Consider the following 16,281-nt stretch of genomic DNA (forward strand, 5'->3'; position numbering starts at 1 on the left):
CTGAGAGTAACAACAACAAAAGGAAGACCAGCATGAAGCAGCCACAAGAAATCTTTGATCAGATGGTATCGGAAGGGGATGTGCCGCTCTATCAGTTGAAACGGCATGCCTCTGAAAACGGCGACAAGGTATTTATCCACTACGGGGAAACGGGCGAAAAGCTGACGTTCAGGGAGATGCATGACCGGAGCGAGGAGATCGCCCGTGGGCTGGTTTCCCTCGGCATCGGACGGGGTCAGCCGGTAAGTGTACTCACCAGTAATTCATTACTCGCCGCGATTTCAATGTTTGCCTGTTGGCAGGTCGGGGCCATCTACGCGCCGATCAACTTCAACCTCAGGGGCAAGCTGCTCAGCTATCAGATCAACGATACCGCGGCTCCTGTCCTGATTACTGACCCGTCCTTTGGGCCGGAACTGGACAAAATCGGTCCAGACATTACGCCGGACCATGTCGTAATCGGTCCGGACTCCTCCGGCGAGACCAGTGAGTCTGGTGTGGGGTTGCCAAACTCAGCGGTTCATCGGCTGGATACCCTGGCGACGTCCGACGTATCACTGGCTGATCCTGAGCTTGGTCCATTTGATCCGGCGACCATTATCTATACATCCGGAACGACCGGGCCCGCCAAGGGCGTTTTGCTGCCTTTCCGCTGGATCAATCAGTACGCCTTTGCGGGGCGCAGCCAATGGACATCAGAGGATGTGGTGTATTGCGATTTACCGATGTATCACGTTGGTGGAGCCTACGCGCTCCTGGTAAAAGCGGTCTGGAAGGGTAACACCGTGGGCATGTGGAACCGGTTCAGTCCCTCGGAGTTCTGGTCCCGGATCCGCGAGTGCGGTGCAAGCGCCGGAATTCTCCTGGATGTCATGATCCCATGGCTGATGTCCGCACCGCCCTCGGAAGGCGACCGTAATAACACCCTCAATAAGGTGCACATGCAGCCGCTCCCGGCGAACCACCACGAGGTCGCCAAACGGTTCGGGTTTGACTTTGTCACCTGTGGATTCGGTCAGACGGAGTCGGGGGCCGGTTTTATGGCCATTATCGACCAGTTTGGTGACCAGGCAGGTACACCACCTGAACTCTATAAAGGCTTGGCGAAGGCCGAGCTCAGGGCGTCCGCCGAAGCATCAGGGCGACTGGTTGTCAGCGGTGAAACCACCCTGCCGCCGGGTTTTATGGGCAGGCCATCGCCGTTGGTGGATGTTGCCATTCTGGACGAGGATGACAATCGCCTCTCTCCAGGCCAGGTTGGTCAGCTGGCGTTCCGACCACGATTCCCCGGGCTGCTGCTTCAACAGTATCTGAACAAACCTGAGGCCACCCTCAAAGCCTGGCGAAATCTCTGGTTTCATACCGGCGATGCCGTGGTTGAAGAGAACGATGGCACCTTCCGGTTTGTTGACCGAATGGGGGGCTATTTCCGGGTGCGAGGTGAAAATGTTTCTTCCTATGAGGTGGAATCCCTGCTTGTGGATCATCCGGACGTTCGGGCCGTTGCGGCCGTACCGGTGCCGGCCCAGGAAGGTAATGAAGATGATATCGCGGTGTTCATCGAGCTCAAGGAAGCTGGCACCTGTACAGAGAGCGATATTGCTGCCTTTGCTACTGAGAACATGCCGAAATATATGCGTCCTCGCCACGTCCGGATTGTGGATGCGCTACCAGTGACACCGACGAACAAAATAGAGAAGTACAAGCTGAAGCAGATGCTTACTGAATCTCAGGCTCGTTGAGGGCCGGAACAGTCCTGCAGGTTGCCTGAAGACCGATAACAAGATAAAGGTGAAATAAATAATGGAGAAGATTCTGATCGCCAATCGTGGCGAGATTGCCATCCGGATCATTCGGGCGGCCCGTCAGTTAGGATTTCAGACGCTCGCAGTGTATGCGCCTGATGATTCCGAAGCCCTGCATGTCAGCTACGCTGATGATGCCTGCGAACTGCCCGGGGAGGGTGCGGCTGCTTATCTCGATATCGGGGCCATGGTTTCTGCTGCCCAGGACAATGAATGCTGGGCCATCCATCCTGGTTACGGGTTCCTCAGTGAAAACGGTGATTTTGCAAGACGTTGTGAGGATGGGGGCATCCGTTTTATCGGTCCTCGGCCAGAAACCCTGGACTTGTTCGGCAGTAAGGTGCAAGCGCTGAAGCTGGCTTCTGATCTTGGGGTGCCGGTTATGCCGGGCACGTCAGAGCCGACGTCTCTGGAGCAGGCCAGGGCGTTCGCCCAGGAAAATGGTGGCGCAGTAATGTTGAAAGCCCTGGCTGGCGGTGGTGGCCGGGGCATGAGAGTCGTGAGGTCACTGGATGACCTCGATGAGGCCTACCAGCGTTGTCGGTCCGAGGCAGAGCAAGCCTTTGGTAATGGTGACCTCTATGTTGAAAGGCTGCTCCATAACGCGCGCCATATCGAGGTGCAGATTGTCGGTGACGGGTCTGGAAAAGTTACCCACCTCTGGGAGCGGGACTGTACGGTGCAAAGGCGTCACCAGAAATTGCTGGAAATCGCGCCAAGCCCGGTGCTGCCTCAGTCGATGCGTGAACAGATACTGGAAGCCGCACAGACAATGGCGTCTCACGCCCGTTACGAAAACATCGGCACCTTTGAGTTTTTGGTGTCCGACGAAGGCTTCTGGTTTATGGAGGCAAACCCTCGTCTGCAGGTTGAGCATACAGTTACGGAGGAGATCACCGGGGTCGACCTGGTTCAGACGCAAATCAGAATTGCTGCAGGGAGGTCCCTTTCAGACCTGGGTTTGGTATCGGCGCCGCAAGCCAAGGGCTTTGCAATCCAGGCCCGGGTCAACCTGGAAGAGTTCATGGAAAACGGAACAAGTATGCCCAGATCCGGGCTGATTACCGGGTTTATTCCGCCCTCAGGGCCCGGTGTACGTGTCGACACCTTTGGTTATGCGGGTTACAAGACCAGTCACCGATACGATTCGTTGATCGCTAAAGTGATTGCGCGGGGGGAGAGCTTTCTATCCGCTACCGGAACCCTCACCGGTGCCCTGCGCGAATTCCACATCACCGGCTTGCCTACGAATATTCCGCTTCTCGGGGCAATTCTGGGTCATCCAACGTTTCTTCAGGGGGAGTACAACACTTCCTTTATTGAAACCCATCAGTCGGACATCCAGGCAGCAATTGGCACCTTTTCACCGCTTACACCCCCTGCAGCAGAAGGCGCGGGTTACGACAAGTCTCACAGTAGTCAGGCGCCCTCAGCTCTCCCGATGGGTTACGATCCTGATGAAGCACTCCATGCACCCATGGAGGGTATGGTCGTAACAGTCGATGTGGAGGTCGGTGACCTTGTCCAACAGGGCCAGCCGCTCGTGGTGATCGAGGCTATGAAGATGGAGCAGTCTGTCCGGGCGGCATACAGCGGCCGGGTTAATGCAGTGACGGCCAGGGTTGGTGATGTCATCAAGGAAAATGACATACTCGCCATTATTGAGCCCGATGACGCAGACTCATCAACTGGCGACAGTATTAAAGCTTCCGCTTTACCGTTTGGCGAAAAAGACGCAGGCTGGGGTGTCGAAGTTGAAGAAATCCAGCAGCGCCTGACCATGGCGCAACAGATGGGCGGCAAGGACAAAGTCAGTAAGCAAAAAGCTAAAGGCAAGCTCACCGCCCGTGAACGAGTCCAGGCATTGGTCGACGAGGGCTCGTTTTCGGAGGTCGGTGCACTGACAGGGTTTGCTGAATACGATGAGCAGGGCAATCTGATCAACGTACAACCCGCTAACTTTATCGGTGGCACAGCTCGCCTTGACGGAAGAAAGGTAACCCTCGGCATTGATGACTTCACCTTGCGGGCGAGTTCCGGGGATGCCGCGATTCATGGCAAGCAGATATTCCTGGAAAACTATGCCAGGGATATGCGTCTGCCAGTTGTCCGTTTGCTTGATGGTGCCTCCGGCGGTGGCAGCGTCAAGATGGCGCTGAAGCATGGCTTTCATTACGTTCCCATCAATCCTGGCTGGGATGCCGTAGTCGACAACCTCTCCCTGGTACCAGTGGTCGCTGCAGCCGTCGGACCAACCGTGGGGCTTGGCGCCGCCAGGCTTGCCATGTCGCACCTTGCTGTGATGGTGCGGGGCATCGGCCAGGCGTTTACTGCAGGTCCACCCGTTGTAAAAGGTAGCACTGGTGAGGACCTTTCCCTGGAAGAGCTTGGTGGGGTTGGAATCCATGCTGAGAGCGGAGTGGTTGAACGTCTTGTAGAAACAGAGCAGGAAGCCTTCGACGTTATTCGGAAGTTTCTCTCCTACCTGCCACGCAATGTGGACGAACTGCCCCCCAGACAGGTTTGCAGTGACCCGATAGAGCGGCGCGAAGAGCAACTGCTCAACGCCATACCCCGGAATTCCAGAAAACCTTATGACATCCATGCGATTCTGGAAGCCATCTTCGATCAGGGATCTATCTTCACTTACTCTGAATATGGAGGCTCGACGGTTACCGCTCTGGCCCGGCTGAATGGTTATCCGGTAGGTGTACTGGCAACGAATCCGCTCAAGGGTGTCACTATGACCGTAGAGGGCGCTCAGGCTGTTACTCGTCTGGTGGATCTCTGTGACACGTTCCACCTGCCTATTGTCAGCCTGACGGATCAGGGTGGCGTTTCCATCGGTTCTGCGGCGGAGCGCAGAGGCACAATACGCCACGGAGTGAGGGCTATATCTGCCATCTACCAGGCTCGCGTGCCCCAGGCAGAACTGATTCTACGCAGAATATTCGGTGTGGGCGGTGCGGGTATGGTGAACCGCCATCGGGCTTCACCCAGCTGGTCCTGGCCGTCGGGTACCTGGGGTTCATTGCCGTCACGGGGCGGTATTGAGGCAGCCTTCAGTGCACAGTTGAATCAGGCGGAAAATCGGGAGCAGGAACTGGAGCGCATCAGTCAGGAAATGGAAAAGATTGCCTCGCCGTTGCGCACAGCCGAGAGCTTTGGCGTGCAGAATATGATCGATCCCAGGGAGAGTCGCATACTGCTCTGCGATTGGGTCGAGGACGCTTATCGCACGCTACCAAAACAGCTGGGGAAGCCAGCATTCGGGTTGCGTCCATAAAACGAATTGCACACCGGATCTCTGGCTCCAGGTTTTGACGGCACCCGGGCAATCAGTTATTTGCCAGGGTGCCGTCAGGTGATCTGATGCCAGGCTCTAATGAACGAATCCGGTTGGGTTAGTTGTCGAGTAAAATCAGGTCATGCTCTGGAGTTGGACGCTGGCCCGCTAGGGGTACCAGGGCGGCCAGGTCGCTGCCGAACAGTTCTCCGATACGTACCGTTCCCACACGCTCGCCTACACGCCAGGTGATGGGCTGGCCATTGGGCGCGCGGACCAGGGTGCCTGGCTCGTGGATGGCCAGTTCGTCACCGGTTTCCAGGCCATTGGCGCGACCGGCCGAGAGGTAAAGGCGGCCATCATCCGCGCGGAAGGCTTTCATGGCCCACGGCGCGATGTCCGCGCGCTGCGAAACCAGTTCCAGCAGTTCCTCGCCTTGCTTGCCGGAGGTCAGCTCAGTAGCGCCCCAGCGGGCGTTACTGGCAGCATCGGTGACGGTGACGGTGACGGAGCTGCTACGTTCAATCGTGACCACCATGCGTGCGCCAGGGTAAGCGGCCAGGGCTTCGGCACAGGCTTCGGAAGTGGTGTCTTCACAGGCCGGGGTCTTGGATAGCGCGTCTTGCAGTTCTGGCCTGGGGATCAGGCGGTAGCCATAGTCTGCCGCGGTGTTATCCAGCTCCCGGTAGAGCGAATCGGAGGCGCCGATAATGGCCAGGTTGGTACGAAGCTGGCCGGCAGCGGGTGCCGCCTGGACAGACGATGAAGATACCTCTTGACCAGACTCATCAGCATCGCCGCTGCCCTTTTCCCAGAACGGAGTGGTCCACTCGCTCTTGGTCCGATTCAGGCCGGCTTCCGAGTCTACAGCTTCTATCTGACGCTGGGCCTGTTCTGAGGTAACACAACCAGTGGCGAGCACCGCTGTTAACCATATCCCGAGTGACGCGCGGCATTTCTTTATCATGTTGAAGAACCTTTGCGGAAAATTGCTTCGAATATTACTGACATAAAAACAAAAAGGGCGGGTCAGGGCAATGCCCTGACCGCCCGAGGGTCGCTAAATTACCTGGTCAACAGCGGTCTCAGAACGCTACGTTCAGTGATACCTTGGCGGCCATCAGGTCGTCATCGGCGAAAGCAACACCGCCAGCAGCCGGAACGAGGCCGTTGCCAGTAGTTGTAGCAACGTCATTCTCAGTGACCATGCCCCAGGTAGCAGAGGTGGTGACGGATTCGTTCAGCTTGTAGCTGGCACCCAGGTCATAGATCATGGAGTCATCGTCATCAGTACCGTTGTCGATCTGCAGTGTACCCACAGAACCGTGCAGGCTCATGCGCGGAGTGACGTCAAAGGTAGCCTTGGCGATGAACAGGTTCTCTTCGTGGTCTTCCAGGCCAGACTGACCACCCATACGATACAGGCTGGTCGGGTTCTGGGTGGAATCCGGGTTGTTGTTGATCAGGCTGGAGAAGGTGTCAAAGCCCGGAACGATGAAACCGCCATCCTGGGTGCCTGCCCACTGAACCTGGAGGTTCATGGCGCCGAGATCAAAGCCACCACGCACGTAGGTGCCGAAGCTGGCGTCGGCGTAGATCCGGCCATCGCCCAGGTCGACTTCGTTGCCGTCGAAGTAGTTAACACCGACGTCCAGTTTGACTGCGTCGCCAATCATGCCGCTGATGTATGGGGAGAACAGATGGGTGCCCTGCAGCGGGTAGCCGCCCGGAGTTGCGGTGTTCTGCAGCCAGTGCACATAAAGAAGACCAACGTTGAAGTCGGCGGCTTTGGTCACAAGACCCAAGGCTACCTGGTCACCGTTGTCACGGTTAGCGAAAGAGGCCGTATCGCTACGACGGTCATACAGGGCGATGACGGTACCCAGGCTGGTGGGTGTCAGGGTGAGGATACGATCACGACGGTCGTCGCAGGTCAGGAAGCAGTTACTCCAGTTAGCCGCCTGGCGGCCCACGCGCAGGATGGTGCCGTTGGAGAAGGGTACCTGAACATAACCCAGGTCAAGGGTCACGTCTTCGTTGGCATTGCCTGTGTATGACTCACTGCTTGCGGTGCCGCTGGGAAGGCTTTTGCCGTCACCGCTCCAGCGGTCAGACGCGAGTTCGGTGCTGGTATGAATAGAAATGCCGGTGTTCTCGTCCTTGAAATCAGCCTTCACGCGCAGGAGGTTGGCGAAGCCGTTGTCAGTGGAGGATGACGCGCCAGCATCTTCGTAGGCGTCTGAACTGATCGCAAAGGCATCAGCCTGATACGTAACACCAAAATCAGTTTGCAGGGCATTCGCGAAGTTAGCGCCGGCGATTGCCATGCCCAGGATGGAAGCGGTTCCCAGTGCCTTGGTCAGCGGGCGGGAAGTGATCTTGCTTTGTTGTGCCATGGTTTTAAACCCTTTTTTTATGTCTAATCGACTCGATTGTTGGACTCAGTGACGCTTTTACTGCTTGTTTTTGCTTGTGATTATTCCTTGCTGCCTGATCAAACCTCCGGTTGTTATCCCTGTGGCCAGTTGATGCCAGGCCGTATAAAGCCTGCAGTTATTCTGGTCGACTGCCACCCTGGCTGAATGCATTTTGCAATTCTATCAAGGCGGTTATGGGCGAATGATCAAGTACAGTCTTAGCAGAGAATCCAACAAAGGCAAGGGCCTTGGTGGGACAGGATCACACTTTTTTTCGTGTGTCTGATGAGAATCACACTTCCATGGTGCTTTTTTTGTTCTCTGCTCCGACCGCAGCCTGTCACCAGCCGCTCAGTCAGGACGCCTTCCATTTAGCAGTCTCCCGGATAGTAGGAATAAATTTTTTGTCATGCAATAGCCTCGGTGACTTTTTTACAGGATTTGTAATGATTTTGTGCTGCACAGTGAAATGGCTGGATTGGCAGGCTTTGCCTGCAATGGTTCGGGGCAGGAGTCGCAAATTGGTGCGTCGTTCCCCGCGTCTCCGGTCATGGCGCGGTTTGCCCGGGGACGCACGGTGTCAGGCCTATTCAATTCTGGTTGGCAACTTGTTTCGGAATTGACTAAGCTGTTCCGCAAAGCAGAACTTCGTACCGAAAAAATATTTTTCTTGTGGGCTGTGTTCCGCAGGTTGCGTTTAATGGCGGGGTGATGGCTTTAGTTTCGCAACGCGTTCCGGTTTGGCAGGTTTTTTGAAACAAATTCGGAACAGGCCATGGTCGGGACGAAAACCCACAAGTAAAATGCGCGGGTTTCTGACTTTTTCATCTATTTCTGAGTTGCCCTGTGGGCATTGCCACAACCCGGTGCGTGCCGGTGGCTGTCACGGGGCTTTTTGAGGCACCGGAAACTATGACCTTGAGCACTAAAACAAAAGCAGATCTGGTCGAAGCGTCCGCCGATTCCCCGGACAAGCCCGAGAAAGACCGCAAGTTTGTCGAAGCCCTGTCCCGGGGCCTGGATGTACTGCGGGCTTTCAGTCAGGGTTCTGTGATCCTGGGCAATCAGGACATCGCACGGCTGACCGGGCTCCCCAAGCCCACTGTCTCCCGTATGACCTATACCCTCACCAAGCTTGGCTACCTGAGCTACAACCCGGTGCTGGAAAAGTACCAGCTCAGTTCCGGCGTGCTGGCCCTGGGCTATGCCTACGTCTCCAACCTGAAGGTGCGCCAGCTGGCCAAGCCTTACATGGACGAGTTCGCCCGCCGTAATAATATGTCGGTCGGCCTGACCTGCCGGGATCGTCTGCATATGATCTATGTAGAGAACCGCATGCCCCCGGAGGCTTCCCTGCTGCGCATGGAAATCGGCCTCAAGCTTCCCATGGCGACGACCGCTGCAGGAAGGGCCTACTGCTCCTCCCTGACCGAGGACGGCCGCAAGATCCTGATGGAAGCCCTGGCCGAGAAATACGGTCCGGAAGGCTGGCCGGAAAAGAAGAAGGGCCTGGACCAGGCATTGGAGGATTACCGGGAGCATGGCTTCTGCCTGTCCCTTGGTGAATGGGACCGCAATATCAATGCTGCCGGGGTGCCGGTGCGTCTGCAGGATGGCACCACCATGGCGCTGACCTGTGCGGCGCCGTCCTACCTGGTGTCTGGTGACAAGCTGCGCAGTTCCATTGCCCATCAGCTGGCGATGCTGGCGAGTGATATTGAGTCGCTCGGGGTTTAAGCCCTGCAAGTGGCAAGGCGCCCCAGGGGCTGGGGCGCCTTGCACTGATCCCCGGATTCCCGGGTTTTCCCCTCCCGCTCCATCAGGCGTACAATCAATCTCCCCAAACACAATCTGGTCGATGTTCAGCCAGTCCAAGGTTGAAACATTCCGCAAACTTGTATTAAATCACCGGTCTGTTTCGCTGAATAAAACTCCATTCCATGTTTGCGCAAGGAGGATCTATGTCCGACGTCGTAACCTATAACCGCGAAGGCGCCATCGGCGTTATCACCGTCAACTACCCGCCGGTGAATGCCCTGGGGCACGCGGTTCGCTCCGGTATCCAGAACGCCGTACAACAGGGTCAGGATGATGCGGACGCCAAGGCCCTCCTGATCATGGCCGAAGGTCGTACCTTCATGGCCGGCGCTGATATCCGTGAATTCGGCAAGCCCATGCAGGAGCCCGGGCTGCCGGAAGTGGTCAACTTTATCGAAGCCTCTGACAAACCGGTTGTTGCCGCCATTCATGGCACTGCCCTGGGCGGTGGCCTGGAAGTGGCCCTGGGCTGTCATTACCGCGTAGCGGTACCCAGTGCCAAGGTTGGTCTGCCGGAAGTGAAGCTGGGCCTGCTGCCCGGTGCTGGTGGTACCCAGCGCCTGCCGCGCCTGACCGGTGCCCAGAAGGCACTGGAAATGATTACCACTGGCGATTTTGTTGCGGCCAAAGATGCCCAGGCGGCCGGTATTGTTGATGAAGTGGCCGGCAGCGAGGACGTGAAGGCGGCTGGCCTGGCATTTGCCCAGAAAGTGATTGATGAAGGCAAGCCGGTACGTCGCGTGAGCGAGCTGACCGACAAGCTGGAAGCGGAGAAGGGCAGCGATGTCTTCGACAAGTTCCGTGAAGGCCTGAAGAAGAAGGCCCGTGGCCTGCTGGCACCATTCAAGTGCACCGACGCAGTTGAAGCAGCGTTTACTTCCTCCTCTTTTGAGGAAGGCATGAAGCGCGAACGTGAACTGTTCGGAGATCTGATGGAATCCGACCAGCGCGCCGGGCTGATCCACGCCTTCTTTGCCGAGCGTGAAGTTTCCAAGGTTCCGGGCCTGCCGAAAGACACCCCGATCCGTGACATCAAGAAGGTCGGTGTTATCGGTGCTGGCACCATGGGCGGAGGTATCGCCATGAACTTCGCCAACGTCGGCATTCCCGTCACCATCGCGGAAGTGAAGCAGGAAGCCCTGGACAAGGGCCTGGCCATCATCCGCAAGAACTACGAGAACACCGCCAAGAAAGGCCGCCTCACCATGGAGCAGGTGGAAGAGCGTATGAGCCTGATCAACGGCACCCTCACCTATGACGACTTTGCAGACGTCGACCTGGTGATCGAAGCCGTGTTCGAGCGCATGGATATCAAGAAGAGCATCTTCAGTCAGCTGGATGAGAAGTGTAAGCCGGGCGCCATCCTGGCCTCCAACACCTCTACCCTGGACATCGACGAGATTGCCTCTGCCACCAAGCGTCCGGAAGACGTGATCGGCCTGCACTTCTTCAGCCCGGCCAACGTCATGAAGCTGTTGGAAATCGTCCGTGGTGAGAAAACCGCTGACGACGTCAAGGCCACGGCCATGAACCTGGCCAAGCGCATCAAGAAGGTGGGCGTACTGGTTGGCAACTGCCACGGCTTCGTGGGCAACCGCATGCTGCACAAGCGTGGTGCCGAAGCCATGGCCCTGGTGAACGATGGTGCCACCCCGCAGCAGGTGGACAAGGTACTGACTGACCTTGGCTTCCCCATGGGTCAGTTTGCCATGGGTGACCTGGCCGGTATCGATATCGGCTACAGCATCCGTGAAGAGCGTCGCAAGGCTGGCGAGGATGTCCCGCCGAGCTGGATGGACAAGCTGGCCGAGCAGGGCCGTCTGGGCCAGAAGACCGGCGCCGGTACCTACAAGTACGAAGAAGGCAACCGCAAGCCGATTCCGGATCCGGAAACCGACAAGCTCATCGCCGAGTTCCGCAAGGAACAGGGCATCACGCCCCGTGAGGTGTCTGACCAGGAAATCCTGGAGCGCTGCATGTATGTGATGATCAACGAAGGCGCCAAGATCCTGGACGAGGGCATTGCCGATCGCTCCCTGGATATCGACATTACCTGGATCTACGGCTACGGCTTCCCGGCCTACCGTGGTGGCCCCATGTTCTGGGCTGACCAGATCGGCCTGGACAAGATCCTGGATGCCATCAAGAAGTACCAAAAGGAAGTTGGCGGCAAGCAGTGGGAGCCGTCTCCGCTTCTGGAAAAGCTGGTTGCTGAAGGCAAGAAGTTCGGCGACCTGTAAACCTTTATCGATCCGCTGCGGCGTTACCTCCCCTCTCCCCTGGCGGGAGAGGGGTTGGGGGTGAGGGGAAGCAGGCAAACGCCTGGACTTGAATTCCGGCACCCTTCGGGTGCTCCCCCTCACCCTGGCCCTCTCCCTCGTTGGGGAGAGGGAATGCAGGGCGCTGGATCTGGTATACGCCCTCCAGCTCCCGTGAAGAGCCTCGTCCGCAGCCAACTCAAGTTCAAGAGGACACTCGAATGTCTGATGCAGTTATCGTCTCCACCGCCCGTACCGGTCTGGGCAAGTCCTACCGGGGCGCCCTGAACAACACCCACAGCGTTGATATCGCTGGTCACGTGATCAAGCACGCCGTCGAGCGCGCGGGTATTGATCCGAACATCGTTGAGGACGTGATCCTCGGCGCCACCTTCCACGAAGGTGCCCAGGGCAAGAACATGGCCCGCCTGGCAGCTATCCGTGCCGGCCTGCCGGTGACCACCGCTGGCCTGTCCATCAACCGCTTCTGCTCCTCCGGCCTGCAGTCCATCGCCATTGCGTCCCAGCGTGTTGTGTCCGAGAAGGTTCCGGCGATCGTCGCGGGTGGTGTGGAGTCCATCTCCCTGGTGCAGAACGACAAGCTGAACCAGTTCCACGCCACCAACGAGTGGCTGATGAAGAACAAGCCGGAGCTGTACCTGTCCATGATCGAGACCGCTGACATCGTAGCCCAGCGCTACAACGTCAGCCGTGAAGCCCAGGACGAGTACGCCCTGATCTCCCAGCAGCGCACCGCTGCGGGTCAGGAAGCCGGCAAGTTTGCTGACGAGATCGTTCCCTACGACGCCACCATGCTGGTGAAAAACAAGGAAACCGGAAAGGTCAGCGAAAAGCAGGTCACCCTGGACAAGGACGAGTGCAACCGTCCGAACACTACCATTGAAGGGCTGCAGGGCCTGGACCCGGTACGTGGTGAAGGCAACTTCGTCACCGCCGGCAACGCCTCCCAGCTGTCTGACGGCGCCTCTGTGTGCACCGTAATGAACAGCACCTACGCCGAGAAGAACAACATCGAACCGATGGGTATCTTCCGTGGCTTCGCCGTTGCCGGTTGCGAGCCTGACGAGATGGGTATCGGCCCGGTCTTCGCCATCCCGCGCCTGCTGGAGCGTAACGGCCTGACCATGGACGACATCGACCTGTGGGAACTGAACGAAGCCTTCGCCTCCCAGGTTGTGTACTGTCGCGACCGTCTGGGCATCCCCATGGAGAAGCTCAACGTGAACGGCGGCTCCATCGCCGTGGGTCACCCCTACGGTGTGACCGGCTCACGCCTGACCGGCCATGCCCTCATTGAGGGTAAGCGCCGTGGCGCCAAGTACGTGGTGGTCACCATGTGCATCGGCGGCGGCCAGGGCGCAGCCGGCCTGTTTGAAGTGGTATAAACAGGCGGAATCAGGAGGGGGCGGGCGAGAGTTCGCCCCCTTTTTGGTTTTAGCCACGGAATCCACGGCCCTTCGACATGCTCAGGGCGAACGGAACAACACGGAAAAGACAAAAAAAGAGAACTTGCCACGAAATCCACGAAACCCACGAAATTTGAAAACCAAAGATCACTTTATCAGTGATCATTTTTTCGTGTTCTTTCGTGGGTTTCGTGGCTAAAAAAGCTCTTCATCTTTTCCTTCCGTGTTTTGCGTGGATTCCTTGGCAAATCAGTTATTTCAGAAAGGCATACCCGCGTGCAACAGAACATCATCAACACCCGCGATCTCGAATTCCAGCTGTTTGAACTACACCAGGTCGACGACTTCCTCAAGTACGACCGCTACGCTGACCACAACCGCGAAACCCTGCAGGCGGCCCTGGACCTGGCGCTGAAGGTGGCGGCAGAGGAGTTTGCTCCCCATGCCCGGCTGGTGGACGAGGAGGAGCCCATTTTCGAGAACGGGCGGGTGGTGATGCGTCCGGAAGTGAAGAAAGCCCTGGACGTACTGCGGGAAACCGGCCTGCTGGCAGCCAGCCAGGATTATGAGCGGGGTGGCATGCAACTGCCCAGCGCTGTGGGCCAGATGTGTGTGGGCTTGCTCAAGGGCGCCAATGTGGGCACCCAGGCCTACGCGGGCCTGACCATCGCGGCCGCCAACCTGATCCTGACGCAGGGCAGTGAGGAGCAGAAGACCCGTTATGCCGAACCCATGCTCAGCGGGCGTTTCTTCGGAACCATGTGCCTGACCGAGCCCCATTCCGGCTCCTCCCTGGGGGATTTGCGCACCCGGGCCGAGCCGGCCGGTGATGGCAGCTATCGCCTCAAGGGCAACAAGATCTTTATTTCCGCCGGTGACCATGAGCTGAGCGATAACATTGTTCATATGGTACTGGCACGTCTGCCAGATGCGCCCCCGGGCGTAAAAGGCATCTCCCTGTTTATCGTGCCGAAGTTCCTGGTGAACGACGACGGCTCCCTGGGCGAGCGCAACGACGTTGCCCTGGCCGGCCTGATTCACAAGATGGGTTACCGGGGCACCACCTCCACCATGCTCAACTTTGGTGAGCAAGAGGGTGCGGTTGGCTACCTGGTGGGCGAGCCCCATAACGGCCTGGCCGCCATGTTTCACATGATGAACGAGGCCCGCATTGGCGTTGGCCTGGGCTCAGTCATGCTGGGCTACACCGGTTACCTCCACGCCCTGGAATACGCAAGGGAACGTCGCCAGGGCCGCCCGGTGGGCAACAAGGACCCGCAGTCACCCCAGGTGCCACTGATTGAGCACGCGGACATCCGCCGCATGCTGCTGACCATGAAGGCCTACGTGGAAGGCGGCCTGTCCCTGGCCCTGCAGGGCGCCCGCCTGGTGGACGAAAAGAAGGTGGCGCAGACTGACGAAGAACGGGAAATGGCCGCAGGGTTGCTCGACCTGCTGACGCCGCTGATCAAGTCCTGGCCGTCCCAGTTTTGCCTGGAAGCCAACAGCCTCGCCATCCAGGTGCACGGTGGCTACGGCTATACCCGTGAGTATCCGGTGGAGCAGTTCTATCGTGACAACCGCCTGAACCCCATTCACGAGGGTACCCACGGCATCCAGGGTATGGACTTGCTGGGACGCAAGGTTTCCATGGCCGGCGGCCGATATTATCAGGAGTTGCTGCGTCGTATCGCCGCAACGGTGGAGGAAGCAAGTAGTGATCCGAAGCTGGCGGACAACGCTCGTCGCCTGGCAGACACCGTGGAAGCCCTGAAAGAGGCCACCGACTGCATCCAGGCGGTAAAGCAGGAAGGTCAGGTAGAGCGTGCGCTGGCCAATGCCTCGTTGTATCTTGAGGCCTTCGGGCACACCGTAGTGGGCTGGCTGTGGCTCCGCCAGGCGCTGGCGGCGACAAAGGGCCTCGCCGCAGGCGGTCCCCAGCCCGCTGCTTTCTACGAGGGCAAGCTGAAAGCCTGTGACTTCTTCAGCCGCTATGAACTGCCCCGGGTACAGGGGCTGACGCAATTACTCAGGGAGGTCGACGCCACCGCCCTGGAGATTGAAGCCGAGGGCTTCTGATAAACCGCTCGAGACCGAAACTACACAACAATCGATACCAGGAGAGATACACCATGAGCCGTCAGGCAAAAGCAGTGGTCTGCCGTGAATGGGGCAAACCTGTTCAGGTGGAAACCATCACCGTAGATGGCCCCAAGCGGGGCGAAGTCACCATCAAGGTTGCAGCCTGTGGTGTCTGCCACAGTGACCATTCCGCCACCACCGGCAAGATCCAGTATCCGCCACCCCTGGTGGTTGGTCATGAAGGGGCGGGCGTTGTCGTTGAAGTAGGCGAGGGCGTAACCGGTCTCAAGGAAGGTGACTACGTGGTGACCACCTTCATCACCATGTGCGGCAAGTGCCGCAACTGTGTGCGCGGCCGCCCGGTGCTTTGCGAGAATGCGAAGAAGTCCATGGTGACCCTGCCGGACGGTACGGTTCGCACCCATGGCAAGGACGACGAAGACCTGTATGTGTTCGGCGCCTGCGGCGTGATGGCGGAATACGCCACCCTGCACGAGGACAACTGCGTCAAGATCGACGAAGGTGTGCCCCTGCCCAGTGCTGCGCTGGTGGGCTGCGCCGTCATTACCGGTGTGGGTTCGGTGTTCAATACTGCCCAACTGGAGCCAGGCTCACGTGCTGCGGTATTCGGTATTGGTGGTGTCGGTCTGAATGCCATTCAGGGCTGTGTGACTGCTGGTGCTGAAATGGTCATCGCCGTGGACACCAACGAGGCCAAGCTGGAGATGGCGAAGGAATTCGGCGCGACGCACACCATCAACATCAACGAAGTGGAAGACGTCAGCAAGGCCATCAAGAAAATGACCGCCGGTGGCGTAGACTATGCCTTCGAGTGCGTCGGCAACGGCAAGGTGGTCGAGCAGGCCTACAAGGCCCTGGGCCGGGCCGGTACCGTGGTAGTGGTCGGTGTTGCCGATATGAAGGACAAGACCTCCATCAGCACCTTTGCCCTGCCGGCGGATGAGCGCACACTCAAGGGTAGCTGGCTGGGTTCCGCACGGCCCCAGTACGACTTCCCGAAGATCCTGAACCTGTACAAGGCCAATCGCCTGAAGCTGGATGAGCTGATCACCCAGACCTACAGCATTGACGAGGCGCCGCAGGCCTTCGAAGACATGATTGCCGGCAAGAACGCCCGTGGCGTGATCGTTTTCGAATAATGGCTGAGGCCAGGGAATCCAACAAATC

At 58.1% G+C, this 16,281-nt stretch carries 10 protein-coding genes; 8 read left to right on the forward strand and 2 right to left on the reverse strand.

What is annotated here, in order from left to right:
- Positions 1-32: 32 nt before the first annotated feature.
- Both LJ360_RS01595 and LJ360_RS01600 read left to right on the forward strand, forming a co-directional pair.
- Positions 33-1,742, forward strand: a complete 1,710-nt coding sequence (locus LJ360_RS01595; RefSeq protein WP_264995052.1) for an AMP-binding protein — start codon at positions 33-35, stop codon at positions 1,740-1,742.
- 61 nt (positions 1,743-1,803) lie between these two features.
- Entirely contained in the window at positions 1,804-5,091 is a 3,288-nt protein-coding gene (locus LJ360_RS01600; RefSeq protein ID WP_264995053.1) for an acetyl-CoA carboxylase family protein, read from the forward strand.
- A gap of 118 nt (positions 5,092-5,209) precedes the next feature.
- Here the strand turns inward: LJ360_RS01600 and LJ360_RS01605 are convergent, their stop codons facing one another.
- Together LJ360_RS01605 and LJ360_RS01610 are read right to left on the reverse strand one after the other, a co-directional pair.
- On the reverse strand, positions 5,210-6,058 hold the full coding sequence (locus LJ360_RS01605) for a hypothetical protein (protein ID WP_264995054.1): 849 nt from the start codon (positions 6,056-6,058) through the stop codon (positions 5,210-5,212).
- A gap of 118 nt (positions 6,059-6,176) precedes the next feature.
- Complete coding sequence (locus LJ360_RS01610; RefSeq protein ID WP_264995055.1) at positions 6,177-7,487, reverse strand: hypothetical protein; 1,311 nt, start codon at positions 7,485-7,487, stop codon at positions 6,177-6,179.
- A gap of 475 nt (positions 7,488-7,962) precedes the next feature.
- Here LJ360_RS01610 and LJ360_RS01615 point away from each other — a divergent pair, with 475 nt between their 5' ends.
- From LJ360_RS01615 to LJ360_RS01640, 6 genes are all read left to right on the forward strand, one after another.
- The gene (locus tag LJ360_RS01615) at positions 7,963-8,220 is read left to right on the forward strand and encodes a hypothetical protein (RefSeq protein ID WP_264995056.1); all 258 of its coding nucleotides are present in this window, start codon (positions 7,963-7,965) and stop codon (positions 8,218-8,220) included.
- A 230-nt stretch (positions 8,221-8,450) separates the two neighbouring features.
- Entirely contained in the window at positions 8,451-9,245 is a 795-nt protein-coding gene (locus LJ360_RS01620; protein WP_264996081.1) for an IclR family transcriptional regulator, read from the forward strand.
- A 224-nt stretch (positions 9,246-9,469) separates the two neighbouring features.
- The gene (locus LJ360_RS01625) at positions 9,470-11,566 is read left to right on the forward strand and encodes a 3-hydroxyacyl-CoA dehydrogenase NAD-binding domain-containing protein (RefSeq protein WP_264995057.1); all 2,097 of its coding nucleotides are present in this window, start codon (positions 9,470-9,472) and stop codon (positions 11,564-11,566) included.
- A 239-nt stretch (positions 11,567-11,805) separates the two neighbouring features.
- Positions 11,806-12,990: an acetyl-CoA C-acyltransferase gene (locus LJ360_RS01630; protein ID WP_264995058.1), complete on the forward strand. Its 1,185-nt coding sequence runs from the start codon at positions 11,806-11,808 to the stop codon at positions 12,988-12,990.
- 297 nt (positions 12,991-13,287) lie between these two features.
- Entirely contained in the window at positions 13,288-15,090 is a 1,803-nt protein-coding gene (locus LJ360_RS01635) for an acyl-CoA dehydrogenase (protein WP_264995059.1), read from the forward strand.
- A gap of 53 nt (positions 15,091-15,143) precedes the next feature.
- On the forward strand, positions 15,144-16,253 hold the full coding sequence (locus LJ360_RS01640; protein ID WP_264995060.1) for a Zn-dependent alcohol dehydrogenase: 1,110 nt from the start codon (positions 15,144-15,146) through the stop codon (positions 16,251-16,253).
- Positions 16,254-16,281 lie beyond the last annotated feature (28 nt).

The organism is Marinobacter sp. AN1, from assembly GCF_026013985.1.
GTDB lineage: Bacteria > Pseudomonadota > Gammaproteobacteria > Pseudomonadales > Oleiphilaceae > Marinobacter > Marinobacter segnicrescens.